At 50.7% G+C, this 25,704-nt stretch carries 24 protein-coding genes; 2 read left to right on the top strand and 22 right to left on the bottom strand.

Going from position 1 to position 25,704, the window contains the following annotated elements:
• Positions 1-431: 431 nt before the first annotated feature.
• The 5 genes from R50912_RS13445 to R50912_RS13425 all read right to left on the bottom strand — a co-directional run bounded on the left by R50912_RS13445 (position 432) and on the right by R50912_RS13425 (position 7,171).
• Positions 432-1,256 carry a carbohydrate ABC transporter permease gene (locus R50912_RS13445; protein WP_042235465.1) on the bottom strand — a complete coding sequence of 275 codons (825 nt, stop codon included), beginning with the start codon at positions 1,254-1,256 and terminating at the stop codon, positions 432-434.
• Positions 1,249-2,145 carry a carbohydrate ABC transporter permease gene (locus R50912_RS13440; RefSeq protein ID WP_042235463.1) on the bottom strand — a complete coding sequence of 299 codons (897 nt, stop codon included), beginning with the start codon at positions 2,143-2,145 and terminating at the stop codon, positions 1,249-1,251. Before R50912_RS13440 ends, R50912_RS13445 begins: the two co-directional genes overlap by 8 nt.
• Before the next feature lie 113 nt (positions 2,146-2,258).
• On the bottom strand, positions 2,259-3,599 hold the full coding sequence (locus tag R50912_RS13435; RefSeq protein ID WP_042235461.1) for an ABC transporter substrate-binding protein: 1,341 nt from the start codon (positions 3,597-3,599) through the stop codon (positions 2,259-2,261).
• Positions 3,600-3,785: 186 nt separating this feature from the next.
• Positions 3,786-5,567, bottom strand: coding sequence for a sensor histidine kinase (locus R50912_RS13430; protein WP_042235460.1), 1,782 nt, complete (start codon positions 5,565-5,567; stop codon positions 3,786-3,788).
• Positions 5,568-5,572: 5 nt separating this feature from the next.
• Entirely contained in the window at positions 5,573-7,171 is a 1,599-nt protein-coding gene (locus tag R50912_RS13425; protein ID WP_042235458.1) for a response regulator transcription factor, read from the bottom strand.
• Positions 7,172-7,364: 193 nt separating this feature from the next.
• On the opposite strand from R50912_RS13425, the gene R50912_RS13420 reads away from it, so the two are divergent.
• Complete coding sequence (locus R50912_RS13420; RefSeq protein ID WP_042235457.1) at positions 7,365-8,297, top strand: hypothetical protein; 933 nt, start codon at positions 7,365-7,367, stop codon at positions 8,295-8,297.
• 1 nt (position 8,298) lies between these two features.
• Here the strand turns inward: R50912_RS13420 and R50912_RS13415 are convergent, their stop codons facing one another.
• The 8 genes from R50912_RS13415 to R50912_RS13380 form a co-directional block, all read right to left on the bottom strand.
• Complete coding sequence (locus tag R50912_RS13415) at positions 8,299-8,742, bottom strand: GNAT family N-acetyltransferase (protein WP_042235456.1); 444 nt, start codon at positions 8,740-8,742, stop codon at positions 8,299-8,301.
• A gap of 37 nt (positions 8,743-8,779) precedes the next feature.
• Positions 8,780-9,349: a histidine phosphatase family protein gene (locus tag R50912_RS13410; RefSeq protein ID WP_042235455.1), complete on the bottom strand. Its 570-nt coding sequence runs from the start codon at positions 9,347-9,349 to the stop codon at positions 8,780-8,782.
• A gap of 62 nt (positions 9,350-9,411) precedes the next feature.
• Positions 9,412-9,852 carry a hypothetical protein gene (locus R50912_RS13405; protein ID WP_042235454.1) on the bottom strand — a complete coding sequence of 147 codons (441 nt, stop codon included), beginning with the start codon at positions 9,850-9,852 and terminating at the stop codon, positions 9,412-9,414.
• Between the two features lie 62 nt (positions 9,853-9,914).
• Entirely contained in the window at positions 9,915-10,448 is a 534-nt protein-coding gene (locus R50912_RS13400) for an AAA family ATPase (protein WP_042235452.1), read from the bottom strand.
• Between the two features lie 818 nt (positions 10,449-11,266).
• The gene (locus tag R50912_RS13395) at positions 11,267-12,238 is read right to left on the bottom strand and encodes an IS110 family RNA-guided transposase (protein WP_231637892.1); all 972 of its coding nucleotides are present in this window, start codon (positions 12,236-12,238) and stop codon (positions 11,267-11,269) included.
• Between the two features lie 433 nt (positions 12,239-12,671).
• Positions 12,672-14,078, bottom strand: coding sequence for an NAD-dependent malic enzyme (locus R50912_RS13390; RefSeq protein ID WP_042235450.1), 1,407 nt, complete (start codon positions 14,076-14,078; stop codon positions 12,672-12,674).
• Between the two features lie 75 nt (positions 14,079-14,153).
• Entirely contained in the window at positions 14,154-14,645 is a 492-nt protein-coding gene (locus R50912_RS13385) for a hypothetical protein (RefSeq protein WP_042235448.1), read from the bottom strand.
• A 36-nt stretch (positions 14,646-14,681) separates the two neighbouring features.
• Positions 14,682-15,278, bottom strand: a complete 597-nt coding sequence (locus R50912_RS13380; RefSeq protein WP_042235446.1) for a TetR/AcrR family transcriptional regulator — start codon at positions 15,276-15,278, stop codon at positions 14,682-14,684.
• 120 nt (positions 15,279-15,398) lie between these two features.
• On the opposite strand from R50912_RS13380, the gene R50912_RS13375 reads away from it, so the two are divergent.
• Complete coding sequence (locus R50912_RS13375; RefSeq protein WP_042235443.1) at positions 15,399-16,391, top strand: acrylyl-CoA reductase family protein; 993 nt, start codon at positions 15,399-15,401, stop codon at positions 16,389-16,391.
• 126 nt (positions 16,392-16,517) lie between these two features.
• On the opposite strand, the gene R50912_RS13370 is transcribed toward R50912_RS13375, so the two are convergent.
• The 9 genes from R50912_RS13370 to R50912_RS13330 form a co-directional block, all read right to left on the bottom strand.
• On the bottom strand, positions 16,518-17,315 hold the full coding sequence (locus R50912_RS13370; RefSeq protein WP_081956485.1) for a cupin domain-containing protein: 798 nt from the start codon (positions 17,313-17,315) through the stop codon (positions 16,518-16,520).
• Positions 17,316-17,434: 119 nt separating this feature from the next.
• Positions 17,435-19,027, bottom strand: coding sequence for a sensor domain-containing diguanylate cyclase (locus R50912_RS13365; protein ID WP_042235441.1), 1,593 nt, complete (start codon positions 19,025-19,027; stop codon positions 17,435-17,437).
• 250 nt (positions 19,028-19,277) lie between these two features.
• On the bottom strand, positions 19,278-19,829 hold the full coding sequence (locus tag R50912_RS13360; protein WP_042235440.1) for a YfiT family bacillithiol transferase: 552 nt from the start codon (positions 19,827-19,829) through the stop codon (positions 19,278-19,280).
• Between the two features lie 22 nt (positions 19,830-19,851).
• The gene (locus R50912_RS33280) at positions 19,852-20,556 is read right to left on the bottom strand and encodes an HAD family hydrolase (RefSeq protein WP_052416290.1); all 705 of its coding nucleotides are present in this window, start codon (positions 20,554-20,556) and stop codon (positions 19,852-19,854) included.
• Between the two features lie 19 nt (positions 20,557-20,575).
• Positions 20,576-22,201 (bottom strand): glycoside hydrolase family 9 protein, encoded by a 1,626-nt coding sequence (locus R50912_RS13350; protein WP_042235438.1) that lies wholly within the window; start codon positions 22,199-22,201, stop codon positions 20,576-20,578.
• Positions 22,194-23,051: a Cof-type HAD-IIB family hydrolase gene (locus R50912_RS13345; RefSeq protein WP_042235436.1), complete on the bottom strand. Its 858-nt coding sequence runs from the start codon at positions 23,049-23,051 to the stop codon at positions 22,194-22,196. Before R50912_RS13345 ends, R50912_RS13350 begins: the two co-directional genes overlap by 8 nt.
• Positions 23,052-23,087: 36 nt before the next feature.
• Positions 23,088-23,828, bottom strand: coding sequence for a GTP pyrophosphokinase (locus tag R50912_RS13340; protein ID WP_042235434.1), 741 nt, complete (start codon positions 23,826-23,828; stop codon positions 23,088-23,090).
• A gap of 199 nt (positions 23,829-24,027) precedes the next feature.
• Positions 24,028-25,062: an HD-GYP domain-containing protein gene (locus tag R50912_RS13335; protein ID WP_042235432.1), complete on the bottom strand. Its 1,035-nt coding sequence runs from the start codon at positions 25,060-25,062 to the stop codon at positions 24,028-24,030.
• A 153-nt stretch (positions 25,063-25,215) separates the two neighbouring features.
• A complete protein-coding gene (locus R50912_RS13330; protein ID WP_042235430.1) occupies positions 25,216-25,668 on the bottom strand; it encodes a hypothetical protein in 453 nt (150 codons plus the stop codon).
• Positions 25,669-25,704: the final 36 nt, after the last annotated feature.

Below are 25,704 nucleotides of genomic sequence, written 5' to 3'. Positions count from 1 at the left end.
GAATACAACTATTGCTGAATTCCGCTTGGGGATGAATACATCAATTGCTGCATTGTTGAACGAACACCGCTCCAGCCGCCACATTATGGATGAATGTCCGCAGTTAAGCATCTCATCTTATCCCTCTCCCCCCCTAATTTAACCCTCGTTTAGTAAAATAAGCAAGAAAAAGAGGCAAGCAGCATCCTTTCTGCTGCTTGCCTCTTTCGCGATTCTCCCCTGCCACACCCCACATAAATGAACTTAAGAATTTTACAACAGGGCTTGCGTACGGAGGGGGATTTTTGGAACTGTAGGAGCGGTAGCGTCCGCCTTTGTCTCCGGATTTCATCCGCTATAAGCGGCTAGAATCAAGAAATCTGGAGACAACAGCGGCCGGAAGTCCAAAATATCCACCCTAGCTACGCCCCGCCCCAAGTGAACTCTTCTGTTCATTTCACCGACCCGATCATCCCAGCCACAAACTGCTTCTGCATCAAAAAGAATACCAGCGCAGTCGGGATCGTGCCGATTACAATCGCGATCATAATCATGCCGTAGTCCGGGGCGTAGCCCGAACCGAGTGTCGAGATCAGGAGCGGCATCGTCTTCGTCTGCGGGGTCTGCAGCACGATCAGCGGCCAGAGATAATTGTTCCAGCTTGACATGAACGTGATGATTGCCCCCGCGGCGTAGGTCGTTTTCATGGTCGGCAGATAGATGCGCAGGAAGATGCCCAGCTCGCTGAGCCCATCCATCCGGCCGGCCTCCAGCAGCTCCTTCGGAAACATCTTCGTGCTCTGCCGGAAGAAGAAGATCAGGAAGGCCGTGGTCACCGTAGGCAGAATGACCGAAGTCATCGTATCAATGCCCATCCACGGGAACACATTCGAAATCTTGCCGAACATCCGGTACAGCGGAATCATCAGCGCGGCGAACGGAATCATCATCGACAACAGCAGGATGTTGAACACAACATCCTTCGAGCGGCTGCGGAAGACTTCGAAGCCATAACCGGCCAGCGAGGCAATCAGCAGCGCCAGCAGCGTTGTGGTTATCGAGATTTTAGCGGAATTGATCAAGGATAACTGCAGGTCTGTGGTATCCAGCAGCTTCTGGAAATTATCCAGCAGATGTGTTCCGGGCAGCAGCCGCCCGCGGGTGACGTCGACCGACTGGTTCGTGGAGCTGACCACCATCCATAAGAACGGGAAGATCGAGACAATGGCCGCGATGCTGAGGAACAGATACAAGAAGAAACGTTTACTCTTAGCCATTTTTATCACCTGCCACTTTGAACTGGATGACCGACAGCAGCGCAATCATAATCACGATGGAATACGATACGGTGGCTGCATAGCCGAAGTCCGCTGAATATTTGAACGACAAATTATAAATGTACTGGGAGATCGTCTGTGTTGCATTCCCCGGACCGCCCTTCGTAATATTCATGACCTCATCGAACAGCTGCAGGGTACCGATGGTGGATGTGATCGAGGTAAACAGGATGATCGGCTTCAGCAGCGGGACAGTAATTCCGAAGAATTGCCGCGATGCAGAAGCCCCATCAATTCTGGCGGCCTCGTAAATGGAATGATCAATATTTTGCAGAGCGGACAGGTAAAAGATCATATTGTACCCCGTCCAGCGCCAGGTGATCGCGATAATAATCGTAATTTTGGCCCAGAACGGATCGGTGATCCATTCAATCGGGGCACTGACCAGATGGAGCTTCAGCAGCATGGTATTCACCAGACCGTTACCAGCGAACAAATACTTGAACACTACAGAATAGGCAACCAGCGAGGTTACACAGGGCAGGAAGATCGCCGTCCGGAAAAACCCTTTGAACTTCAGCTTGCTGTCGTTCAGCAGCACTGAAATAAACAGTGCCAGCACAATCATCAGCGGCACTTGAACCAGCAGATAAATGAAGGTGTTTTTTACAGAAACGATAAAAGTCTTGTCAGACAGCAGCCGTGTATAGTTGTCGAATCCGGTGAAGGTAAGATTGCTGCCGGTTCCTGTCTGGAACGACAGAATCAGCGCCTGTAGCATCGGGTAGAAATAGAAGACGAAGATCAAAATGACCGCAAGCAGGACGAAGGACCATCCGGTCAATACGCTTTTGGTGCGGATACTAACGTTAGAATTTGTTTTTTTCACATCGGCCCAGCCCCTTCATGGTAAGAAATAATAAACCCCGGACGCTGCCCCGCCCTCCTGAAAGCCCGGAAGCCGCAGGCCACGCCCAAGGTTTACCTGTGTGCAAGACTCAGCTATTTAATCTGTGATTCAGCCTGGGCCTGGGCATCGCTCAGCACACTGTCAATGTCCTTGCCGTTCAGATAATTCTGCATCTCTACAATGAGGATGTCTTCAATGGCGTAGGTGTTGATGCCGTAATTGACACTTGGAATCTGCTCTGTCCAGGCGGCGAAATCCGATACAATCTTCTGGCCGCTGAAGAATTCATTGGCCTGGGTGTAAGCTTCTCCGCCTGCAGCCGCTTTGAAGGTACCGATTACACCGATGTCCGTGAGCAGCTTCTGATACATTTCCACATTAGAGCCGAAGGTCTTGGCCATGAAGTCAGCTGCTGTTTCCTTGCCGTCCACATTCATCACATACCATGAGCTTCCGCCAAGATTCGAGGCATGAACCGATTCATTCGCAGTCAGCTTGGGAAGCGGTGCGATCCCCCATTTGCCGGATTGTGTGGCTTCAGCTGTGATCGATGGAGTGATCCAGTTGCCTGTCGGTACCGAAGCGACGTCCCCGCTGTTCAGCGCAGCTACGAACTGGCTCCAGTCTGCATGCACCTTAGCCACATTGGATTCCATAATTTGTTTATAGATTTCAAATGCTTCCTTCAGCGGCGCATTGCCGGCAATATTCGGCGTCTTACCGTCTTCCTTCAGATACCATTCACCGGCGGATTGAATCATCACACGGATCAGTCCAAGGTCGTTCGGGTCCAGAGTAATCAGCGCCTTGCCGGTCTTCTCTTTCACGGCTTTGCCGATTTCAATATATTTGTTCCAGTCAATATCCTGCAGATCAGACAGCTTATAGCCTGCCTGCTCCAGATAATCGGTTCTGGCATAGAGTCCGGTTACGCCGGAGTCAAAAGGAATTCCGTACTGCTTGCCGTCCAGGCTGGTCGGACCGCTTTTGTAATCCGCGAAGTCAGAGCCTTTGATCGAGCCGCTCAGGTCGTAGAAGGAATCCTTATACGATTGCAGGAAGCTCTGGGAACGGTAGTCCTCAATCAGCACGATATTCGGCAGGCCTTTGGTTGTTCCAGAGTTCAGCCCTGTGTTCAGCTTTTGGATAATATCAGCCTGTGCATATTCTACAATGTTGATTTTTACATCAGGGTTGGTTTTGGCATATTCCGCTTTGGCCACTTCCAGTGCGGCAATATTGAATGCAGGGTCCCAGGCCCAAATTGTAATTTCTTTTGCATGGGCAGGTTCTGTGGTTGCTGTGTTTCCAGATGTTCCGTTGTCCGCAGCTGCATTCCCTGTGTTCTTGGAGCCGGAGCCCGAGTTCGAATTGGAGCTGCAGGCAGTAAGCAAAAGCAGGCAAATCAGCAATAACGCAATGCCTTTTTTCATTTGTAATCCTCCCCTTTAATGCGCTTTTATGAGTCCGCTTTAATGTAAGCGCTTATTTATTACATAAGTAATCTTATCATCCGCGTAAGAGGAGCCGTTAGAACTTACTTTATAGGGATTTGTCATTTTATCGCCTTATTGTAAGCGCTACCTATCTGCAATTTGTTCTTTTTTTAGATATTTGTATTATTTTTGTCCCCTCAGGAGCGGCAAGCGTATTTTAATAGCTGTCCCCTCACCAGGGACGCTTTTAATAGTAATTCCGTACTCTTCGCCGTACATCAGCACCAGCCGGTCATGCACATTCTTGATCCCAATCCCGGTGAACAGCTGGCGCTTACTCGCAGGCCCGGACATGGAGAGATCGGCCTCTCCGGTATCCATACCGTCTCCATTGTCGACAACCTCACAGACCAGGGAACCGGCATCCTGGGAGATGAGGATATGAATATATCCCCCGCTTTTCTTCGTAAACGCATGAAAAAAAGCATTCTCAATAAACGGCTGAATGATCAGCTTCGGCAGATGGAAGTCCATACAGTCCGGTGTGATGAAGAAATTCACTCTGATCCGTTCCCCGTAGCGCACATGGTTGATAAACACATAGGACTTCAGATTCTCCAGCTCCTGCGCTACCGTGATGCTCTCACTGACGTTACTCAGCGCATTCTGCAGCATCGAGATCAGGGCATGAATCGTGTGAACCGCCTTCTCTTGGCTGCCCTGCTGCACCAGGAAGTTGACCGAGGCCAGCGTATTATACAGAAAATGCGGGTTAATCTGATGCTGCAGGGCGGCCAGTTCGGCATTCCTCTGTTCTTTCTGTGTCTCGACCAGCTTCTCTACATAATCATTCAGCTCATCAAGCATATAGTTATAGGCATGTCCCAGCTCCTGAAATTCAAAGCTGCCGGTTACCGTGATGTAATTATGGAAGTTCCGCTGGGTAATCTTGGACATCTGCCGGGTTAGCAAGGTTAGCGACCGGGTTAGCCTTCTGAAGATCAGGAACACCACGATCAGGGCCACGATGACGATGGCTGAGCAGATCAGCACCACCATCTTACCGTTGACCATCTGGCCGAGAGCTGTCTTTTTATCAATCAGATTCACAATATAGAAATCATAGGAAGACAGATAATCCGCAATCAGAATGGAATCTGTGCCGCGGAAATCAACATTTTTGTAATCCAGCTGCTTCTCTTCAATCTCCTTGGCAACCTGCAGTAAATCCTCCGCCTGCTGGCCCATCAGATCACTGCGGTTGCTCGAGACAATGACGCCATCCCTGTTCAGAATCGCGACATCATTCCCGGTGCTGACAAAGCTTGCATAGAAGGGGCGGAAATCCTTCTCATGAATGGTAAAATACAAGGTTCCGTAAATATCGCCCGTTGTGCGTTCCATGAGTGCTTTGCTGGCTACGATCACAGCCTCTTTCTGCGGGGAATCCTTACTGCTCTCCTCATAGAACTGGTACATCAGCCGTTTCGGCTCAGCCAGTGTATTCCTGGTCAGCTCATGCTGCTGCAGCTCCTGGTCACTCATCAGCAGATTGTTCGTATTGGTGGAATAGCTGCGTCCGTTTTTGCCCATGATTTTGATCCCGACCTGGTAGGAGTCCAGAGTAGACTGGATTTTCTTCATCTGGGTCGTCATATTGTAATAAGTCCGCAGCACCCGCAGGGAATTCGAGTCCTCTTCCGTCAGGAAGCTCTTAATGGTGCCGCTCAGCTGTGTGTTGTTGGTGGCTGTAACGATGGAATAATGAAACGATTCGAAGCTCGCCTTAATCTGGCTGATCACCTTGGTATTCGTAATGCTGAAGGTGTTCATGAACAGCTTCTCCGACATGCGGACCGTGGTCCATGAAGAAGCGATGGCTACAGCAATAATGCTGATTAGCATCACGATGAATATTTTGATGAACAGGCTGTGGAATTTGAAACGATCCCAATATCTGCGCATAGGCTCTACTCCTGTCCGTAATGCTGACGTCTGTAAGCGCTCGGGGACAAGCCGGTATATTTCTTGAACACTTTGCAAAAATAGCTGTGATCCCCATATCCGACCATGCTGCTAATCTCGGAAATCGGTGCCTCGCCTGCCCGCAGCAATTCCGCCGCCTTGCCTGTACGGATCGTATTGAGATGCTCCTTGAATCCCTCCTGGTTATAGGTCGTGAACAGACTGGACAGGTAAGAAGGGTTGAAATGAAAATGACGGGCCAGCTCCGTAAGACTCAGCGGCTCGGTGTAGTGCTCCTCCATATACTGGAGCAGCTTGGCCATATTGGCATTGCTCCCTGGTGTCAGCGCTGCCGATGAGGTCAGCTCCATGACCCGGGCAAGAAAATGTTCGAGAATCCGCACGGCCCCATCCGCTGAGCCCGCTTCATCTATGGCCCGGAACAGCCCGTATTTCCCTTCCTCCAGCTCTCCCAGATGGCTGAACTGATTCGTCACATTGAAGATCATATTGCCGAGGAAGGACTTGAACTGAAACACATCCCCGTCATATTGCCGGCTTAGCGCATCGACATGCTGATGCAGATCGCCGAACGCCTCCTCCAGCTGCTGGCGCTTCAGCTGCTCCGTGAACTGGGTCAGGTTGAATTTCGGCAGCTGGGCTTCCCGCTGCGGCAGCTCATCGTGTACCAGCAGTACCTGATCCGGCAAAAAGAAGCGGTACTGCCGCAGCTTCAGAACACTCTGCTGATAGACCGCTGCCACCTCGCTGAGCGAACCGAAGGCCCGGCTCAGGGTCAGGCGCAGCTCAGGCTCTTGTCCGGCCAAGGCGTGGGCCAGCTTATTCACAGCCTGCAAGAGCGCCGGCCACTGCTCTTCTTGCAGGTTGACCAGCAGCAGTGCCGCATTCGGCTCGCCAACAGGGATGATGCACTGCATCAGTCCTGGAACATTCCGTTCCAGTTCCCCGGTTACAGCTGCGGTGATGGCTGTCAATGCGTCTGCGTCATTGTCTGCGTTATCGGCACCGGTAACACCGGCTGGTCCGGTTCGCCCGGTCTCCCAGCCGAAGAAGCTGAAGCAGTCCTGCGGAAGCTGCTGCTTCACGAACTCCTCCCCCTCAGGCTGCAGCCGGTAGCCTGAGATCAACCGGCTAAGCAGGGCATCCAGCCGCTGGGGTGCCGCTTCCGGCTGAACTCCAACCGCGGTGGCACCCAGCCCCGGGATACGTTCCCGGGTCTTCTGCAGCACCTGCAGCAGCGAACCGGCTTCCAGCTTCGGCTTCAGAATATAATCGGCCACCCCATTCTGGAACGTGGAGCGCACATAATGAAATTCACTGAAGCTGCTCAGCACGATTACCTCTGTAGCCGGATAATCCCGCTTCACTAGGCGTGTTAATTCCTCGCCGTCCATCACCGGCATCACAATATCGGTAATGATGATATGCGGCTGCAGGGTCTGCAGCGAATTCAGCGCTTCCTGCCCGTTGGCCGCTTCACCTACAATCTGAAATCCTTCGTGTTCCCAGTCCAGCACATATTTAATCCCCTGCCGGACCAGAATTTCATCGTCCACAATCAGCACTTTGCATATTTGATTCACAGTTGTCCCCCGCCTTCTGTAGTCATGACCACTGGTCCGCCACTCATGAAGGGATTATAAAGCGCTGTCATCGGGATGGTCAAACGGAATATTTGGAAGGGGGAGGCGAAGAAGGAGTTATTTATGAAGGGAAGTCGGATTTTTGCAATACAAATACTATGTTAGACTATAAGATATTTACGAGGTGATTGTTGTGAAAAAACTATGGATACATGATTTCAATGACATTAAGGCCTGGATTTATCGTAATGCAAGAGCACTTGATCTGACTCTGTTTCAGTATCATTTTGAAAATGGAACTAAAGAACCTGTTCTTGCGGCCCTATCGCATTATCAGAATAACGACGGCGGTTATGGAAATGGCATTGATCCTGATAACTGGAACCCTCATTCCACCCCGTATAATGCCCAGATTGTGATCAAAATGCTGAGACAGATAGATTTCACGGATGTATCTCACCCCATATACAAGGGTATATTCCGGTATCTTGAGAACACAGAGCATATTACGGAAGAGGGCTGGATGTTTACAATTCCATCGAATAATGACTATCCTCATGGTGTCTGGTGGGATTATAATGCTGGGACAAATACTTATCAGAGTATTGGAACTACTGCAAGCCTATCCGGCTTCATTCTTCGTTATGGAGACAGCAAGTCACACTTGTATACAATGGCTTTATCCTACAGCGGAATTCTTATTGAAAAACTGAAATCAACAACGGAGTACGGAGATATGGGGGTTAGTGGTTATTGTGATTTGCTTGAGGATATTGAAGGTGCAGGATTAACAGAGCAATTTGACTATGAATTCCTGTGTAAGCAAATCCCCTGCTTGGTTGGTGAGAAAATACGTAACGAAACCGGTAATTTTATGGCGAACCCTCTTGAGTTTGTTCAGTCGCGGGCAAGCAGATTTTATGAAGCGAACAAGCAAGAGGTCCATGCGGCACTTGATACATTAATAGACCAAAAACCCGAAAGCGGCGTTTGGTCTATTCCTTGGGAATGGTACAACAACAGCAGGTACCCTGAAGCATTTGCCATCAGCGAGAACTGGTGGAAATCATGTAAAACCATTGAAAAGCTTTTGCAGCTAAGAGCTTTTGGGCGGTTGGCTGATTAGCCTAATGCGAGCTCAAATGCTTACGGTAGCCCTCCACCGGCTCTTCTTTGTAGCCCATCTTCTCATAGAAGACATGCGCTTCCTTCCGCTTCTCTCCCGACACGAAGATAATATAGTAGCAGTCCCGCTCGTGGGCGATGTCTTCGAGGGCAGTCATCAGTTTTTTGCCAATGCCCTGCCGGCGAGCTCGCGAAGAGACCACTACATTCTCAATCACCATGAACGGGCGGCAATCCCCAACGAGGTCCTGGCAGACGATCCCCATCATAGAGCCCAGCAATTCCCCGTCTACAAAAGCACCCAATAATACATACCGGCTATCCTCCCGGATGGACCGGAATGCCGTCTCCAGCTTCACCGGATCTGTCGGTCCGCCAATCAGTTCTTCGTACAGCGTGTTTAGTGCTTCCAGCGATTCAATGCCGATTTCTTCGATCGTTACCATAGTATGTATGACCCGCTTTCATATATTTGTGAATCCTTTAGTTCTTCTCATACAGATATAATTGCCCATTGCGCGGAAAAAACATCCGTTCTGCCTTATAGCCCCTACGCCGGAGTTCCCGGTCAAGCACCTTCATGAACGCTCCATGGCTGACGATCAACACACGTCCTTCCGGTGCAGCTGCTTCAGCTTCTGCCGCTAGAGAATCTATTACCATCTGGGCACGCTGCAGAACAGCCGCTTTGCTCTCCGGTTGAGAGGGATGACCGGCAGTCCAGGACAAACGTCCAAGCGCAAGCCAGCAGGATACAGGCAGGCGCAATCCGCTTAGCTTGAATTTACCTAACTGCAGGGCTGCTATATCAATTTCTCTTAGCTGCTCTGTATATACGAACTCTTGAGCATCAAAATAACTTGCCGTATGTAACGCTCTCGCCTGATCACTGCACAGACAAATATCCCATTTTTGTAAGCTGCTCATAGGTACAGGCTGCTGAATAGGCGCAGTCTCATATTCCTTAATCCATTGATTGAACTGTTCCCCGGTCAGCCAGGTCCGCTCCGGCTTGTGCTGCACTCTGAAATGCCTAACCAGCCCTAAGCTCATTCCTCCGTAACCCTCTCTTTAATCATCTTGGGCAGCCTCTCCTAATCAGTGACAACATTGCCCTACTTAGCATTTATGAGTTCAAATTCCTCACTGTGACCGTCCCATTCCACATTTACTTTAATGACGGAATCCTCCCACTCAAATGCACCGGTTCCATTCCCTCCTGAGTGCAACATGTCGAGCCTAACGGGTCCTTCCTGAGTCCGACTGCCACCGCCGCTTATCCCTTTATAGCTGTATTTGAACTGTTTGATCTCTCCGAGGTCTGACTGTTCACCTTTGTAATGAAGATCGAATGTATACCGTTTGCTGGATACGGAATCCTTCACGCGGTCATTTTTGATGATCAGCTTCTGGCTTGCTGTCTGCTCATATACAGCCGACCAGGTTTCACCCTCGCCTTTAAAAGTATAATTGAAATGAGTAGTTTCCGTATTGCAGGACGTAAGCAGCATAAGCATGACTCCGGGAAGCAGCAGCGCACGCATGATCTTCTTCATGTTTAGCCCTCTTTTCCATAGCTTATATTGTGAAAAAAAGCCTGATCCGGTCATGCCGGGAATTACCGGGACATATGGTGCAGTACAGCCGCCACCCGTTCTTCCACGGACATATCTCCTTCCAAACGCATAACATCACAATTCAGCCCGGCCATCCATTCCTCATGCAGCGCCCGGCTCCGGACCTCCGGTCCAGCCGTATCATAGAGCGCCGCCCACTCCATGAAGGTCTCGACATCCTCATATTTGCTTCCCCCAGGCAGACCCGCATCGCCATAGCGCTGATATTCCCTCGCCCGTAAGCGTTCCAGCCGGAGCTGTTCAGGTATCCACAGGAAAATCACCAGATCAAACGTATCGCGCAGCCCGTCTCCCCATCCGCAGACTGCACCCGACAGAATCCACGGCTCCTGTTGCTCCAAATCGGCCCGCAATCTGCTTAGACGCGCTGCAACCGGAGTTTGCTTACTATATTTCTGCTCCCAAAAATAATCGTCACTGTCCAGATGAACATGCGGAAGCCTTGCCGCGAGCGCCTTGCCAAGTGTGGTAGTCCCCGATCCGGAAGCTCCCATAATATGAATTTTGCGGTTCATAGCGCCTCCCGAATAATTGAATAGATGTTTTCAATTGTATATTCTACCATGCTTTAATTGGATGTGGATAGTCTGATAACACCTGATTCCTTTCTAAAATCAGATCGTAATTACAACTGGCACTTGCATACTATATAGATTGAACTTGTATTATTTCTATTATGGGATTGCCGTGACTCCAGAGAATGTTTGGCCCTCCGGCCGCTGCCCGTCTGCAGATTTCTTGAATTTAACCCGCTGTTCGCGGTGGAAATCCGCAGACAAAGGCGGACGCTGGCGCTCCTACAGTTCCAAAATTTTCCTCCGCCACTTTTCCCTTTTTAGTATATTTTCAAGTTCAATCTATATAGTTGGATAATTGTATCTTAATTTGGAACTTTCATTGCAACTTAACGAATTAGTTGGATATACGTTATTTAATTCCACCTCTTTCCTCCACTTTGATCTATTTGCAGCCTAGTAAGTGCTGATTATCCAACTGTTGCTTGGCAAGGGCTTCTCCGTTCATGAGCAAGTGGAGAAAATCCAACTGCTATGAACGAATTTGTCAATCCCCCTGTTTCTTCCCTTTTTAACAAAGGTTTTTTCAATCCCTTGGGCATGGAGACAACATGCGAGTCGTCGGCTGGCACACTGCTATCCGTGGGTTGGTTCCACATGTTAGGCCTACGTCGAAGGAGCTTCCCTAAACTATTGTCGCACGTCAAACCCATCCGGGTTTTGTGCAGTTGGATTTCGTGGATTCTCCTCGAACCTTTCTCGTTGTCTCCATGCCCCAAGGATTCATCCTTTGGGGACAGGCTTTTTCTTGTTCTATATTATGCGATTCCTGCTTCTGCCTTTACCGCAACACACCAAATGAATCCGACCAATTCCCGTCCCACCGCTGCAATCACCAAGTTTCGGTGTTTTCCCCGTTTGACCATCTGCACATATTTTTTGTGCAATCTCTCCTGCGCCTTCCATGACGTTTCCTGGACATGAGCACTTTGCCCTTCTAACCGCTTTTCTAAATCGCCTTTGACCGCCGGAAGGTAACGGTAACTCCAGGCCGATTCCACCAAAGCACGCCTTACGGAGGCATTTCCTGTTTTAGTCAGGCGGCCCCGTCTTGTCTTGGGTCCTGTAGAAGATTCCCGCGGAACCAGTCCCAGGTAACTCATCAGCTGCGCAGGCGAACGGAACCGCTCAAAATTCCCGATTTCAACGACGAGCGTCATGGCCGTGAGCAGGGCAATCCCCCGAAGACCCTGGAGCGCTTGAATCACAGAGGCGTACGGGCAGATTTCGGCTTCTTTCCGCATGGCCTCCTCTAGCCGTTTAATGCGCTCCTCCACCTCCCGCAACTGTTGTTGCATCTTGGTGAATACCCGTTCTTGCGCGGTATGCTCAAACGTCAAGGTAGAGAGCCACAGCCGGTATCGTTTCGTCCAGCGTTTTTTCATCCCTTCCGGGGTATGGATCTGGTGCCGTAACAGAAAATGAACGAGGTGCTGCCGGGCCCGGTGCAGTTCTTCCCGAGCATTCTCCCGGGCTCGGATGAGATCCCGAAGAGCCTCGAGTTCCGGAGTGGGTACATGAATGCCCGTCAATTCTCCCGCACGGTGGAGCTGAGCGAGCCGCTCTGCATCCCGTCGGTCGGTTTTAATGGCATCGCCTGAACGCTGAGGAATACGTGAGGGGGCGATGACCGTGCAGGAAATTCCCATCTTGGTCAGCCAGCGATACAAATCATACCCGGTGGGTCCCGCCTCATAGCAGACTTCAAGAGTAACCTCCGGGCTTTTCAGTTTCCGAATGAGTCGTCCTACAGCATCTGGCGTATGGGCAATCGCTCAGTGATACCGTGCGGGGTCCCGTCCCTCGTCTGCAATCGCCACTGCAATTTTTTCTTTTGACACGTCCAAACCTACGTATTTTATGGTATTCTTCATAGTAACAGCTCCTTTCGCATTTAGCTCTGAAATGGTTGTCCTTACTCCCATTTTAACCTAAGGTGTGCGAACAGGGGCTGCCTTTCGTTCATCATAACTATTCCCTGCCTCTCGCCTCCTCCGCCAAACCCTTGGCAATTCTATTCCGTTATCTTAGTCTCTCAGCGGAGTGATACATTTTATTAATAATGCATAATTACCCAAATTGCAAAAAGCCGCAAGCCATAGTGGCCGCAGCTTCATATGCCTTGCTAGTATTCAAGTCGCTGTCCGGGTTAGCACTATCCGTTCAGCTGATGTCCGGCGGAATACGCCGCGCTATCCCGGTAGCAATCGCAGCCTGGATAACAGCAAGACGTACCTGCTCCACTACCTTTTCGTTAAAAATACTCGGAATAATGTACTGCTCATTCCGCTCATCCGGATGGACAACTGCAGCGATAGCCTGTGCTGCGGCCAGCTTCATCTCCAGGTTCACGGTCTTCGCCCGGCAGTCCAGCGCTCCGCGGAAAATCCCCGGGAAACAGAGCACGTTATTAATCTGGTTCGGATAATCGCTTCTTCCGGTGGCCAGCACGCGGACAAAAGGCTCAGCCAGCTCCGGTTCAATCTCCGGAATAGGGTTAGCCATAGCAAACACAATGCTGTCCGGGGCCATGGTCTGCAGATGCTTCACTTGAAGAATCCCTCCGCCGGAGACGCCAATGAATACATCCGCCCCGCGCATCGCTTCGTCAAGACCTCCGCTCACATTCTCCGGATTCGTTGCCTTGGCCAGCCAGCTCCATTCGGAATTGGTGTAGGTTTCGTCCCGGTTCAGAATCCCTGCCCGGTCCACAGCATAGATCTGCTTCGCCCCTGCCGCCAGCAGCAGACGGCAGATTGACACGCCTGCCGCACCGATGCCGACGACAACAATTCTGCAATCGGCTATAACCTTGTCCACCACGTGGAGCGCATTCAGCAGACCCGCCAGCGCAACCACCGCTGTTCCGTGCTGATCATCATGGAAGACCGGAATATCCAGCTCGGCTGACAGCCGCCGCTCAATCTCGAAGCAGCGCGGAGAGCTGATATCCTCCAGATTAATTCCGCCGAAGCCCGGAGCAACCGCTTTCACAATCCGGATGATTTCATCCGGGTCCTTCGTGTCCAGACACAGCGGAAAAGCATCAATATCCGCCAGCTGCTTGAACAGCATGGCCTTCCCTTCCATCACTGGCATCGCGGCCTCCGGTCCGATATCGCCAAGACCGAGCACTGCGGTGCCGTCGGTGACGACAGCTACCGTATTTCTTTTCATCGTCAGCGAATAGGCCTTTGCGGGATCTTCGGCAATCGCCATACAGACACGGGCCACACCAGGTGTGTAGACCAGGGACAGATCCTCCCGGTTCTTGATCGGCATCTTCGGAGTAATCTCAATTTTGCCGCCGAGATGGGCCAGGAAGGTCCGGTCTGAAACGTTTATTACTTTTATACCCGGCATATTCCTAAGCACACTTATAATCTCTTCATTGGCCGCATCCTGCACATTTACTGTAAGATCCCGGGTTGTTACGTCCTTGCCGCCACGGATGACGTCTATCGCCACGATATCGCCGCCCGCAGACGCAAGCCTTGCTGCCACATCCCCGAAAGACGCTTCAGTCTTGCGGATTTCCAGCCGGATAATCATCGTTGTAGCAATTGACATAGAATATGCCTCCCTCATCAGACGAATCTAAGTCCAATATACTACAGTTCACAAATTGTACATAATAATTCCTGCTCAATCCGGAACTTCCCAGTTCTCCGCAAGCTTTAGCAGCTTGTCTGCCGCAGCATCTTCATCTTCTCCCAGTACTTTGGCTTCAATATAGTAAGTTACAAGATCATCCTCTGCATGCTTGCCGGGACGCTGAATACACAGCCAATAATAAATAACCTCAGGAGCAGGAAATACAGCACTCCCTCCCTGTGTGAATTTGATCAGCTGCCCTTCTCCCACCGGAATCGTGACCGGTTTCTTCCACAAGATCTCCGAATGATTATAGATACTGATGTAGCCGTCTGGTTGGCTCTGCTTGCCTAAACTAAGCTCCATTTCATCCACAATCACTACCCCGTCACCCTGCAGATATTGTACGGGTGTCCCTTCGCTAATCCGCAGTCTGCTGTGACCATGAGAGAATCCGGTGCCGTATAGCCAATACAACACTCCCCCGCCAAGAACAAGACAGACCACAGCTATAAGTACGATTTTCCGCCATTTTCTCCCCAAATGCTATCCCCCTTTCCGGTTTCTGTATACTCCCCTCTACACACTGAGCACCTTCAGAATTGCCGTGTAACAGGAATCCTTGAACACCTCATGCAGCTCGTCCTTATCGGCCATCAGCCACTGGATCAGGCAGCCGTCAATAATCGCCCGGATCACCGGGGCAGTCTTCTCTGGCGACAGCTCTTTGGAGAAAATCCCTTCCTGCTGGCCCAGCGTCAGCACCTCCGTACTGATTCCCGCACAGCTGTCATAGAAACGCTGATTAATCTCCCGGTACACCGGAATACGGCTGGCCCGCGCCAGGAAATCCAGATAGACTCGGTAAAAGGCACGGTTCTGCGCCGGACCGGGAAACGCAGTCCCGATGTATGCCGTCAGCTTCCCCGTTGCGGTATGCTGTTCCCCCACAGCGGACTGCTCCTTGGCAGATATTCTGCCGGTCAGCCATTCCAGCAGTTCAACCAGCACCGCTTCCTTGCTCTCGAAATAATAATGGACGACACCCTTGCTGACCTCCGCATGATCAGCGATCATCTGCAGGGTTACAGCATCGTAGCCCTGCTCGGACAATGCCCGAAATGCAGCGTGCAGGATCTGCTTGCGCTTCTCTTCAGATTTCTTGTAACGTACCATAAGACCTCCGCGAATAAAGAGTAATGTGTATTATATCACAGTCAATAAAAAGTTGACCGGTCAGAATAAATATTATATAACAGATGTACAAATAGAGTTCGGTTAAGGAGAATATAAGATATGACTAACCTTTTTCAAGCTTTGGTGGTAGATAAGACTGACACTTTCTCTGTAGAGGTCAAGCCGCTGTCACTCGAAGACCTGCCGTCCGGTGAAGTCCTAATTAAGGTAGCCTACTCCAGTGTAAACTATAAAGATGGATTAGCGGGCATCCCGAATGGCAACATTGTGCGAAATTATCCGTTTGTCCCCGGGATTGATCTGTCTGGGACTGTGGTCTCTTCTACAGACAGCCGTTTCCAGGAAGGCCAGTCCGTTATTGCCACCAGCTATGGCATCGGCGTATCGCACTTCGGCGGCTTCAGTGAATATGCACGTATTCCGGCGGATTGGGTTATTCCCTTGCCGGAGAGCTTAAATTTGCGGGAAGCGATGATCTACGGAACGGCCGGATTCACAGCTGCAATGTCTATTGAAGCACTGGAAGCTCACGGACTAACTCCGGATAATGGAAAAGTGCTCGTCACCGGTGCAACCGGAGGTGTCGGAGGTGCTGCTGTGGCCATTCTGGCTAAGCAAGGCTACCAGGTAACGGCCAGTACCGGCAGAATTGATGAAGCCGGATATCTGCAGGCCTTGGGCGCAGCCGAAGTGATCTCCCGTGAGGATGTGGCCGGCAGTGCAGTTAAGCCGCTCGATAAGCAGCTCTGGCAGGCTGCTGTAGATTCCGTCGGAGGCACCCCTCTAGCGGCTGTACTAAGCAAAATCACATACGGCGGCGCAGTTGCCGCAAGCGGATTAACAGCAGGCACCGCCGTTCCCACAACGGTATTGCCGTTCATCCTGCGCGGAGTCAGCCTGCTGGGCATCGATTCCGTCTCCTGCCCTTCCGAGAAACGGGCGAAGCTGTGGCAGCGTATGGGCCTTGACATGAAGCCTGCCGTGCTGGAGGAGCTGGTGGACCGCGAGATTAGCCTGAAGGAGCTGCCTGCTGCACTCGAAGATATTTTGAAATCGAATACACGGGGCCGCGTGCTTGTCCGCCTGTCCTAAGTCCCAAAACCCCAAAATTCCCCGGCGATGCCCCTGGTTAATTTTTCAGTTCAATAAATATACCAAGACGGCAGTGAATTCTGATTTCTCAGAATTCACTGCCGTCTTATTTCATTCCCTGTTCTATTATTCGATTCCCGCTTCATTTACGGCATTTCCCGCATTCGGATCGAACTGGACATACGGATGCTGGCGGTAAGGCTGGGCATACGGCTGGGTATAGTAGCCATGGACCGGCATAGGCTGGTATCCAAAAGCTTGCGGAGCCAGCTGATAACTATAAGGCGCCATATTTGCAATTGCCATCATCGGAGCCATATTGGCATGAGCCATATGGGTTCCTTTCATATTCCCGGCAGCCGCTTGCGAGGGATCGCAGCAATCTGCTGGCGGGCCAATGAAGGTCTGGGGCTTAACGGGAGCCAGCGCTTCCTTAACCAGTGCTTCATTTAAACAGTACGTATGCGCCAGGACATTGGCCGGTGTCTTGCTCAGAATATCCGAACCCAGAACGACTTCCGGCGTCGGTGCATTGAAGATAGCCAACAGATGGGTACAATCCGTCGTTGCCACTTCATAATGCCACCAGCCTTGCGGCACATTGGCTACCTGGCCCGGTGATATGGGGAAATGCAGCAGCTCATTTGTGAACGGGTTGATCAGAGATACCACTGCACAGCCGGATATACAATACACCAGCTCTGCAGCATTTTGATGATAATGCGGTTCTACCACATTGGATTTGCTGAGAAATATATCCAGCAGCGAGGTGTTCTCCAGGGTGTTCAAGTTTTTGATACCGAGCACGTTGATATAATTGCAATCATCCTTTTTAAACAACGTGTTGCCATTCATATCAAAGGTAAACTGTGTATTAGGTGACGTGTAGTCCATATAAGAGGTCACGCGAATCCTTCCTTTCATCGGGGCCGTTTTTTATCGTTCTGAGGTAGGATATGTATCCGCCCAGGCCCAGGTGACGATTAATTTCAGCTGCAGAGAGGAACCTAAAAAGCATCCCCTGATGGAGATGCTCCTTTTCCCTATTCACGGGCAATCACAGTCCGGTTCCGGCCGGTATGCTTTGCAGTATATAAAGCTTCATCCGCTTTCCCCAGTAGCTCTTCGCGCGTGCGGCCATTCGTAGGATAATGGGCAATCCCTTGGGAAGAGGTCACTTGCATCGGCAAGGGGACCTTGCTTTTCTCAAGCGTCTGGCGGATTCGTTCGGCCACATTGTAGGCATCCTCGGGTCTGGTCCGCGGGAGCAGCAGCACAAATTCCTCTCCCCCATAACGGGCACACACATCACCCGGGCGGATATTTGCGGTTAGAACATCGGCGACCTGCCTCAGCACCTCATCCCCGGCCAGATGCCCGTAGGTATCGTTAACAAACTTAAATTTATCCACATCCAGTACGATCACGGAAAAAGGCACCCGGGCGGCAATCCATTGGCTTATGCTAAGATCCAGGGCTCTCCGGTTAGTAAGACCTGTCAGCAGATCCGTCATGGCCTCCTGGGTTAACTGGTTGGTCTGCTTCTGGATATCCGTCCAGGCGATGACCACCGCTTTGGTCAGCAGATCCACCTCCCGGTTCCAGTGAGGCTTCAGATCAGGAAGCTCAACATTCTCTTTGCCGATACGGTTTACCAGATCAGCAAGCACCACAAACGGCTTCGCCAGCCGGTGCGCCAGCACAAATACGCACAGCAGCAATAATATAAATGGAATAATCGTATACGAAAGTGTTTTTCGCAGATGTACCAAAAGCTCTTTCTGAATTGCACTCACCGGGGACACGACAACAACCCCCCAGCCATTGGCTGGAACCGCCGAATAGCCGGCAAGCATCGGCACTCCTCTCATATTGAGCGCTTGAACTTCGCCGCTCTTCCCTTCCATCAGCTGCTGCACAACCACATTCTCGCTGATATCCAGATTTATCCGCTCCTTATCGGGATGAAACAGTACATGACCCTCCGAGCTGACAATATAATAATACGATCCGGTCTGATCGATAACATTGCTCCCGAATATCATGTTCAAGATATTGACATCATGAAGATAGATCGTGCCTCCGAGCAGTCCAAGATACTGCTTGTGTTTGTTATAGAGCGGCTCGCTCATAAATATAAGCATCCTGCCGGTCGTAGATCCTTTATACGGTGCAGACAGGTAGGGGGTCTGCAGGGCAAGCGCTTCCTGGGCTGGTGGAGAAATGAGCTGGCTCCCTGCCATTCCCAACGAGGCTGGTGAGTTATTCAACACCTTGCCCTCAGCATCCACCCGGATAATTGAATTGAAATAATTGCTGCTGTTACGCATCAACTCAAGATATTCATCTATAACTTCAGGCTGCGCAGCCTCCATGCCGGAGATTGTGTACGCATCGTAAATCAGGCTGCTGCGCATCGATCGAAAGAGTGAATCCAATGTCTTACTCATTCTGTCCGCATTGGAATAATTCAAATTAAGTGTGGTTGCCATCAGGGATTTCTTCTTAGATTGGTAAGACCCGGCAAGCAGGATCGTTGTAGTGAGCAGAAACACCATAGTCACCAGGGCCATTAAGAGCAGAGTAAGACTGATTTTCCTCTTTGGTTTATGTTCCGCTCCCTTTGATATAGGCATTTCCTAACCTCCATGTCTGCCTGAGCCCGTATTGTTTAATTATATACGATTAAGAAATGGAGCACACGCCCATTTTACATTCCATTTTTTGTCCAAAAGGTACCTGATTCCATTGCTGAAAAAACGTCCAGGTCAGCAGAGAGTAGATTTCATTAGAATACCGTATGATGCAGAGATAATGAACAACTGAAAAAGAGCAGACGGAAGGGTATGTCCCAATTTCGTCTGCTCTTGATTGAAAGAATATGATTTACCAGCTGTTACGCTGGATTAATGAAGTAATCTGGGCCAGGTGATGGCGGCTATGCCAGATATATCTTTGAATTGCGGCATCCAGCGTCAACGTGCCCAGTCCGGCACTTACGAAGCTTCGATCATAATCACCCGGTTTCAGTGAGGTAAGCAGAGTTGCGAATCTCCGGTTAAGCAGCTCCACCAGCTGAAGAGAGGACTCCGCCGGTTCATCCGTATAATCGCTCTGCTCCGCCCACAGATCCTGTCTGTAGCTCGGAACCTGCGGGGCTTCTTCTGTCAGACCCCGCTTGAACCGCAGATAGGCATACATGCCAGTATCCGCCAGATGATGCACGACCTGACTCACTGTCCAGCCGCCCGGACGGTAAGGCGTGTCTAGCTGCTCCGCCGTTAGCGGCCCTACAGCCTCCCTAAGTTCAGCCGCCAGCTGCTTCATGATCCGTATGGATTCTTGCCGTGCTTCTTCCGTGCGGTTCTCCACAGCTGTGAATTTCCCGATCGGATACTTCAGTAACTCCAGGTCCTGCTCTGTCAGTTTGTGGTTCATTTCCCTCACGGCCCCTTCACTATTAATCAATGGATATCGGACTACTCTCTTTTGATATAAATTCATAGACTTCCTCCAGGGTACCCACTGTATAATCCGGCTTCACCCCATGCTTCCAGGTGAGTTGCTCCCGGTTGATCCAGCAGGACCTGATTCCTGCCCGGGCTGCTCCCAGCACATCTGATGCCGAGTCTCCGATATGGAGAATCTGCTCCGGCTCCACACCATAATGGGCTATAACCTCAGTGAACATCCGGTTATGACTGTCATTCTTATAAGACTGATACCTTTCGGAAGTGAATAAAGAGATAGGATAACTCCGGTAGAAGTCAGGAAGCATAAGCTCATCGGTATCACTGACAATGCAGACCTGATATTCCCCGCAAATCCGCTGTAAAAAGGCTTCGGTGTCCGCATACATTTCGGACAGCCGGTGCTGGGCAAACAGGTTATCTACAGCCTGCAAACAGTCATAGTCCATGCCATGCTGCAGGAACACTTGCTGAAACCCTCTGCTGTATATTTCTTTGCTGCTGATGAAGCTGCCCGCCTCCCGGGCTTTGGTTGCTGCGGCGAAATAGTGGCTAAGCAGCTGGCTGCCCAGCTCCCGGGACTTGTCTTCGCTGAAATTCTGCTTAAGGATCGGCTTCCAGACTTCTGCCCGCCTCCCCTGAATATTCACCAGAGTCTGGAACATATCCAGACTAATAACCTTAAATGTCTGCATGGACCGTCTCCTCTTCTAATCAGGAATTGAACCTTGCCGTCACGAACACCGCCGGTGAATTCCAGTAAATGGTGACCTCATTCGTTGAGTAGCTGTCTTCATGATCAACGAAACATTGGGCTGCCGGTTTGCCTTGTAAGTGCTCCTGCACATATTCATCATGCAGTCCGCGGTCAGGTCCCCCTGAGACCAGACCCGGAACGGGTTCTGCTATGTTGTCTCCCACAGATGGGCGGTGATGCGGATGCATGACCGCGTGTTCACCGAAACCGGTCACGTAGCTGATGCCCAGGACATTGCGTCCGAGCAGATAATGCAAATGATCCAGTGCACAAGCCGCATATTCAGTCTCCCCGCTGAAATGCTCCGCCACCAGCAGCAGCATGGCATTATTCAGGACCAGCATGTTGCTGCCCCAGATATAATCCTCTTCCCGCAGCGAGATTCTGTAACCATCCTCCCGGCTCTGCCGGAGGAGGCGAGCGGCTTCAGCCACCAGCCCTTCCTTCAGCTCCGCATACAGAGTGGCCACAGCTTGCTCTTCCCCGTTCAACAGGTAAGCCAGTGTGCCATAGCCGCCCATATCCGCCCAGCCGAGGCCGTATTTCGGGAATGGAAGCTTCACCAATTCTCTCGCTGCGCTATGGTATTGCTCACCGCCTGTAGTCCGGAACAGCTCCGCCGCTGCCCAGAAGCGCTCGTCGCGATCTTCCTCATCACCGTATTCCCCGGTCGTAATGCCCGGCGGATTAGTGAAGCCCGGCTCCGCCGGATGTGCCTCCAGCCAGTTCCAGGCCGCCGCTGCAGCTTCCAGACACCGGGCGGCATACGCTTCATCGAATGGCTTATAGATCCGTGCCGCCATCGCCATCACACCGGCGAAGTCACCTGTAGCCGCAGCGGACACCGGGGAGAAGTACAGCTCCGCCGTATCCGCTTCCGGCATCACATCAAGCCCCGGAAAGTTCTGTGTGGTCAGCTTGTGATACACAGCACCGCTGCCGCTCTCCTGCATTTTGAACAACCAGTCCAGCTCCACTTTACATTCCAGCAGTACATCCGGCATCACGCCGTCACTCTCCGGCAGCGTACGTGCACCGGCAAATGCCGCAGGATACAGCTCCCAGGCCAGCAGCAGATCGGCAACCGCCTTGGCTCCGGGCCCTGAATATTTCCCGTAATCCCCCGCATCATGCCAGCCTCCGCAGCTATCCAGCTTCAGCTCCGGCTGGCCGATTACGGTCCCTGCTGCCAGATGACAGGCTTCATGTCCCCAGGGGCCGGCATATTCTCCGCTCAGCTCCACTCCGCAGCGGTAATAATAGAAGGCTTTCATTAATCCCTGCTGTAGATCCCCGTAAGGCTTGTCTGCAATCACAAACGCAGCCGAAGCCTGTCCATCCTCACCTTCAATCCGGTACTGGCCCGGTGCCGTTACTGCGGAGAACTCACCGGTATGCACACGACTCCCGCTTGGCCTATCCTCCAATCCTTCCCCTGTCTGTCCGGTAAATACAACGCTTCCAGTCTGAAGATCAATTACCCGGAAACGGGACCCCTCTCCGGTAAATAGGGCAAGCTTCTCTCCTGCACTCGAATAACCTGCCTGGTTCACTGTAATGGTACGAAGACACTGTTCACTCACCCGTCATCTCTCCCTTGTTCATAGTTTCTGCCAGAAACACTGCAACACCATTCTCATTATTGGATGCAGTAATCCGATGTGCGACAGCTTTGAGTTCCTCATGGGCATTCTCTACCGCGACACTTGTTCCCGCTGCGGCAAACAGGCCCAGATCATTCAAATGGTCACCGAAGACAACGATATCCTCTGTAGCCAGCCCCATATGCTGTGCCCATAGCTTCAGCCCCTGGCTTTTATTCGCATCCGGATGGCTGAATTCCAGGAAATAATGATCTTTTATGTATATATCCTTCATGAAATGAATATGTACCTCTGAACCGAAGCGGTCAAGCACTTTCTGATGCAGCGGGGCCAACTCCTCCAACCGTCCAATGTAAGTTATCACCAACGTCCGGTGATCTGCCGGACATTCAAGCCGCTTCACCTCACGGAAACGTACATCATTCATACGGGACTTGTAGAATTCCACATCTCCGGTCCGGATAGGCGCTTCATACAGCACCCGCTCGCCGTCCGCTGCATCCAGCAGGAAATGAAACGGTGTAAGTTCAAATTCCCGTCCAATGTCAATGATTTCCCCGGAAATAATGGAATCCAGCCAGTAACCGGTAATCACTTTGTGCGTCATGCTGTCATAGATAAGTGCCCCATTATAAAGAATAAGCGGATATTTCCAGGAAATATCCGCTACTACGCTGTCTGCACTGATGAACCCTCTCGCAGTAGCGAAGCTGATTATCATCCCCTGTTCCATCGCTTCCGTTAGTACCCGCACTGTGTAAGCAGAGAGTTTTTGTTCCGAGTTCAGCAGGGTTCCATCCAGATCCGTAACATAGGCCTTTCTGTGCATGAGTCTATCACCCTCCATCTTCCGCTTGTCGTCCGGCTATTCCCCTAATAGCTTAATGAAGTTGGCAGGCAGGTTAAACTGCTGATTATTGAGGATAATCTCCCGCAGTCCAGAGAAGGAATCCTCGTCCTCCTGGGCATCCTTGATCTCCTGAATCTCACGGTGCAGCCGCTCCATCTGCAGATCGAGTGCATTCGCTTTGTCTGCCGCATTCTTGAGTTCAAGGGTCAGATGCTCAGGGACCGCCTGACTGTATTTATAGAAAATTTTATGTTCCAGACTGGCCCAGAAGTCCATCGCAATCGTACGGATCTGTACCTCTACACAGACATGCTCCTGACAGTCAGACATAAATACCGGAACCTCTATGAGCAGATGCAGACTCTGGTAACCGTTCGGCTTCGGGTTCTTGATATAATCCTTGACCGCCAGCACCTTGAGATCGTCCTGCTTCTGCAGCATGGCACTGACATGATAGATATCTGAAATGAACGAGCAGGTGATGCGCAGCCCGGCAATATCCTTAATGCTGGCTCTAATTTGCTGGAGTGACAGCTCGCTGTTCTTGCGCAGCATTTTATTCATAATACTCTCTGGGGATTTAATCCGCGACTTGGTGTGCTCGATCGGACTGTAGTCGTGAAGCAGCTGAAATTCCTCTTTGAGAATCTCAATCTTGGTCTCCATTTCAGCGAGGGCGAATTTGTATATCATCATAAACCGGGTAAGCTCATATTTAATCTGCTTGAATTTCTCTAACTGATTGTCGGCATTCATTGTAATTTCTCCTTTATGCTGCTGCACAGAATAGCTATAGTAATCTCTCATTAATCATAGCCAATCTATTCCCGGAATACAAACCGGCAAGCTTATACCTTCTTCTAGTTGCGCAAAAAACGGATATACTATCCCGGGGGACGGTATATCCGTTCATAAGAACCGTGTGCTCTCCAGAGAGAGCCGCTTATCCGGCATATCAGTTAAAAACTTCATCCACAGACAGGCTGCGCTCACGCGACAAATCTCTGAAGCCCTCATCTACTTTAACCAGCGGCTTGAAGAGATCCAGCGGATTATTCATTACGATCATGCCCATTTCACCGTTGCTGAGCTGGACATTCTTGCCTACAAAGCTTGGCAGCAAATGTCCGGTAAGTGCCTGCACAACCGTCTCGTTCAACTTACCAAAGCCCATTTCATGCACCTTGCGCAGCACGGTAACCAGCCCCTGCTTGGGACGGTTCATAGTGGAAGTGGTCAGAGACATATAGATGTTAGCCACAGATACGATTTGAGTGAACGGGTGAATCTCATTCTTGCGCAGCCTCTTCGGATATCCTGAACCATCCTCATATTCATGATGCTGCAGTGCCACAAGCGCTGTTACCTCGTCCATATTGGAGCCGCGGATCAGATCATAGCCATAGGAAGTATGACGCGCGAGTTCATCCCGTTCGGAATCCGTCAGCAATCCGTGTTTGTTCAGAATAGACAACGGCACCTGGCTCTTGCCGATATCATGTAAATAACCTGCACGGCTGATCTGGTAACGCTCCTCCTTGGAGTAGCCCATCCAGGAAGCAATGTAATAGGACAGCAGTCCAACCTGCAAAGAATGGTGATATGTATCGATGTCATCGCGGTCCAGCAGGAGCAACAGGGAGACTACATCCTTTTGTCCGGACAGTGTTTCCAGAAGCGGCTTCAGTGTATTATCGACCATGGAGTGCGAGAACTTCCCGTCCCTCAATGCTTCCAGAAAAATCGTTTCATAATTCAGAATGGCGTGATCGAAATCATCATGCAAACCATGACTTTGCTCTTCTTCACTGCCCGTATGCAGTATACTGCGCGGCTCAATATCCACATAATGAATTTTGTGCCGGATGAGGATACTGATCTCCTCCCGTTCAACATGCGTCCCCTTGGGGAGAACATGCAGACCTACACCGTTGAAAGTGTCTGTCATAAGACAATCGCCGTGTTTGAGATCCGTGACATGTACTTTCAAGTTTCAGCACCCCTTTAGTTTATAGGAATATTCCGTTATGCTCCACTTGATCATAGTCAATAGATCCCAAAGTAACAATCCGGTGAAAGTCACAATCTGCCCTTAATCTAGTTCAAATGAATCCCTGTCTTTAGCCGCCTTTCCATTAAATATTCACATCCACTTCACAAATCTCTTATATTTCAGCTTGATTCCGTTGGCTTCCGTCCAGTTCATCAGTCTTTTCATGTCCTGTTCCCGGTCTTCGATGAACCTGAAGCACAGATTAGCCGGGACAATCCTTTTGCCTTCGGGCAATATTCCTACTAACGGACCATCTATGTATATTGCCTTAATCTCCTTGCCGGAATAACTTCGGTTGCGAACTGTAAGTGCATCTGTCCCCCACTTCAGCCTGCCGGCCTTCCGCAAAGCGTTGAATAGAATGAACAGAAAGGCCAGGAGGCTGGCACTCAACCAGAACACCCGGAAATAGTAGATATACGGATGCCTCTCTACGTTGGTAATGGGAGTTAGAGCCACGAGCAGCCCCGGGAGAAGGATGCCTATCAATGTCCGAAGGGACATTGGGGCCTTGATTTTGCTGTCGGTGGAGTATTCAGGCATTGTTTTCCCCTTTCTATTGAAAAAATTTATAGTATA

Source organism: Paenibacillus sp. FSL R5-0912 (assembly GCF_000758605.1).
In the GTDB taxonomy this organism is placed as follows: Bacteria; Bacillota; Bacilli; order Paenibacillales; family Paenibacillaceae; genus Paenibacillus_AQ.
The sequence above is the reverse complement of the archived record's forward strand: the minus strand, read 5'-3'. Positions and strand labels throughout refer to the sequence as shown.

What these genes read in the sequence shown, in the direction of transcription:
- R50912_RS13375 (WP_042235443.1), top strand. Translation starts at nt 15,399, where the DNA reads ATGACTAACCTTTTTCAAGCTTTGGTGGTAGATAAGACTGACACTTTC.
- R50912_RS13400 (WP_042235452.1), bottom strand. Translation starts at nt 10,448, where the DNA reads ATGAACCGCAAAATTCATATTATGGGAGCTTCCGGATCGGGGACTACC.
- R50912_RS13380 (WP_042235446.1), bottom strand. Translation starts at nt 15,278, where the DNA reads ATGGTACGTTACAAGAAATCTGAAGAGAAGCGCAAGCAGATCCTGCAC.
- R50912_RS13390 (WP_042235450.1), bottom strand. Translation starts at nt 14,078, where the DNA reads ATGTCAATTGCTACAACGATGATTATCCGGCTGGAAATCCGCAAGACT.
- R50912_RS13410 (WP_042235455.1), bottom strand. Translation starts at nt 9,349, where the DNA reads ATGAGCTTAGGGCTGGTTAGGCATTTCAGAGTGCAGCACAAGCCGGAG.
- R50912_RS33280 (WP_052416290.1), bottom strand. Translation starts at nt 20,556, where the DNA reads ATGCAGACATTTAAGGTTATTAGTCTGGATATGTTCCAGACTCTGGTG.
- R50912_RS13435 (WP_042235461.1), bottom strand. Translation starts at nt 3,599, where the DNA reads ATGAAAAAAGGCATTGCGTTATTGCTGATTTGCCTGCTTTTGCTTACT.
- R50912_RS13405 (WP_042235454.1), bottom strand. Translation starts at nt 9,852, where the DNA reads ATGAAGAAGATCATGCGTGCGCTGCTGCTTCCCGGAGTCATGCTTATG.
- R50912_RS13360 (WP_042235440.1), bottom strand. Translation starts at nt 19,829, where the DNA reads ATGAACCACAAACTGACAGAGCAGGACCTGGAGTTACTGAAGTATCCG.
- R50912_RS13330 (WP_042235430.1), bottom strand. Translation starts at nt 25,668, where the DNA reads ATGCCTGAATACTCCACCGACAGCAAAATCAAGGCCCCAATGTCCCTT.
- R50912_RS13415 (WP_042235456.1), bottom strand. Translation starts at nt 8,742, where the DNA reads ATGGTAACGATCGAAGAAATCGGCATTGAATCGCTGGAAGCACTAAAC.
- R50912_RS13370 (WP_081956485.1), bottom strand. Translation starts at nt 17,315, where the DNA reads ATGAAAGGAAGGATTCGCGTGACCTCTTATATGGACTACACGTCACCT.
- R50912_RS13445 (WP_042235465.1), bottom strand. Translation starts at nt 1,256, where the DNA reads ATGGCTAAGAGTAAACGTTTCTTCTTGTATCTGTTCCTCAGCATCGCG.
- R50912_RS13345 (WP_042235436.1), bottom strand. Translation starts at nt 23,051, where the DNA reads ATGCACAGAAAGGCCTATGTTACGGATCTGGATGGAACCCTGCTGAAC.
- R50912_RS13365 (WP_042235441.1), bottom strand. Translation starts at nt 19,027, where the DNA reads ATGCCTATATCAAAGGGAGCGGAACATAAACCAAAGAGGAAAATCAGT.
- R50912_RS13340 (WP_042235434.1), bottom strand. Translation starts at nt 23,828, where the DNA reads ATGAATGCCGACAATCAGTTAGAGAAATTCAAGCAGATTAAATATGAG.
- R50912_RS13430 (WP_042235460.1), bottom strand. Translation starts at nt 5,567, where the DNA reads ATGCGCAGATATTGGGATCGTTTCAAATTCCACAGCCTGTTCATCAAA.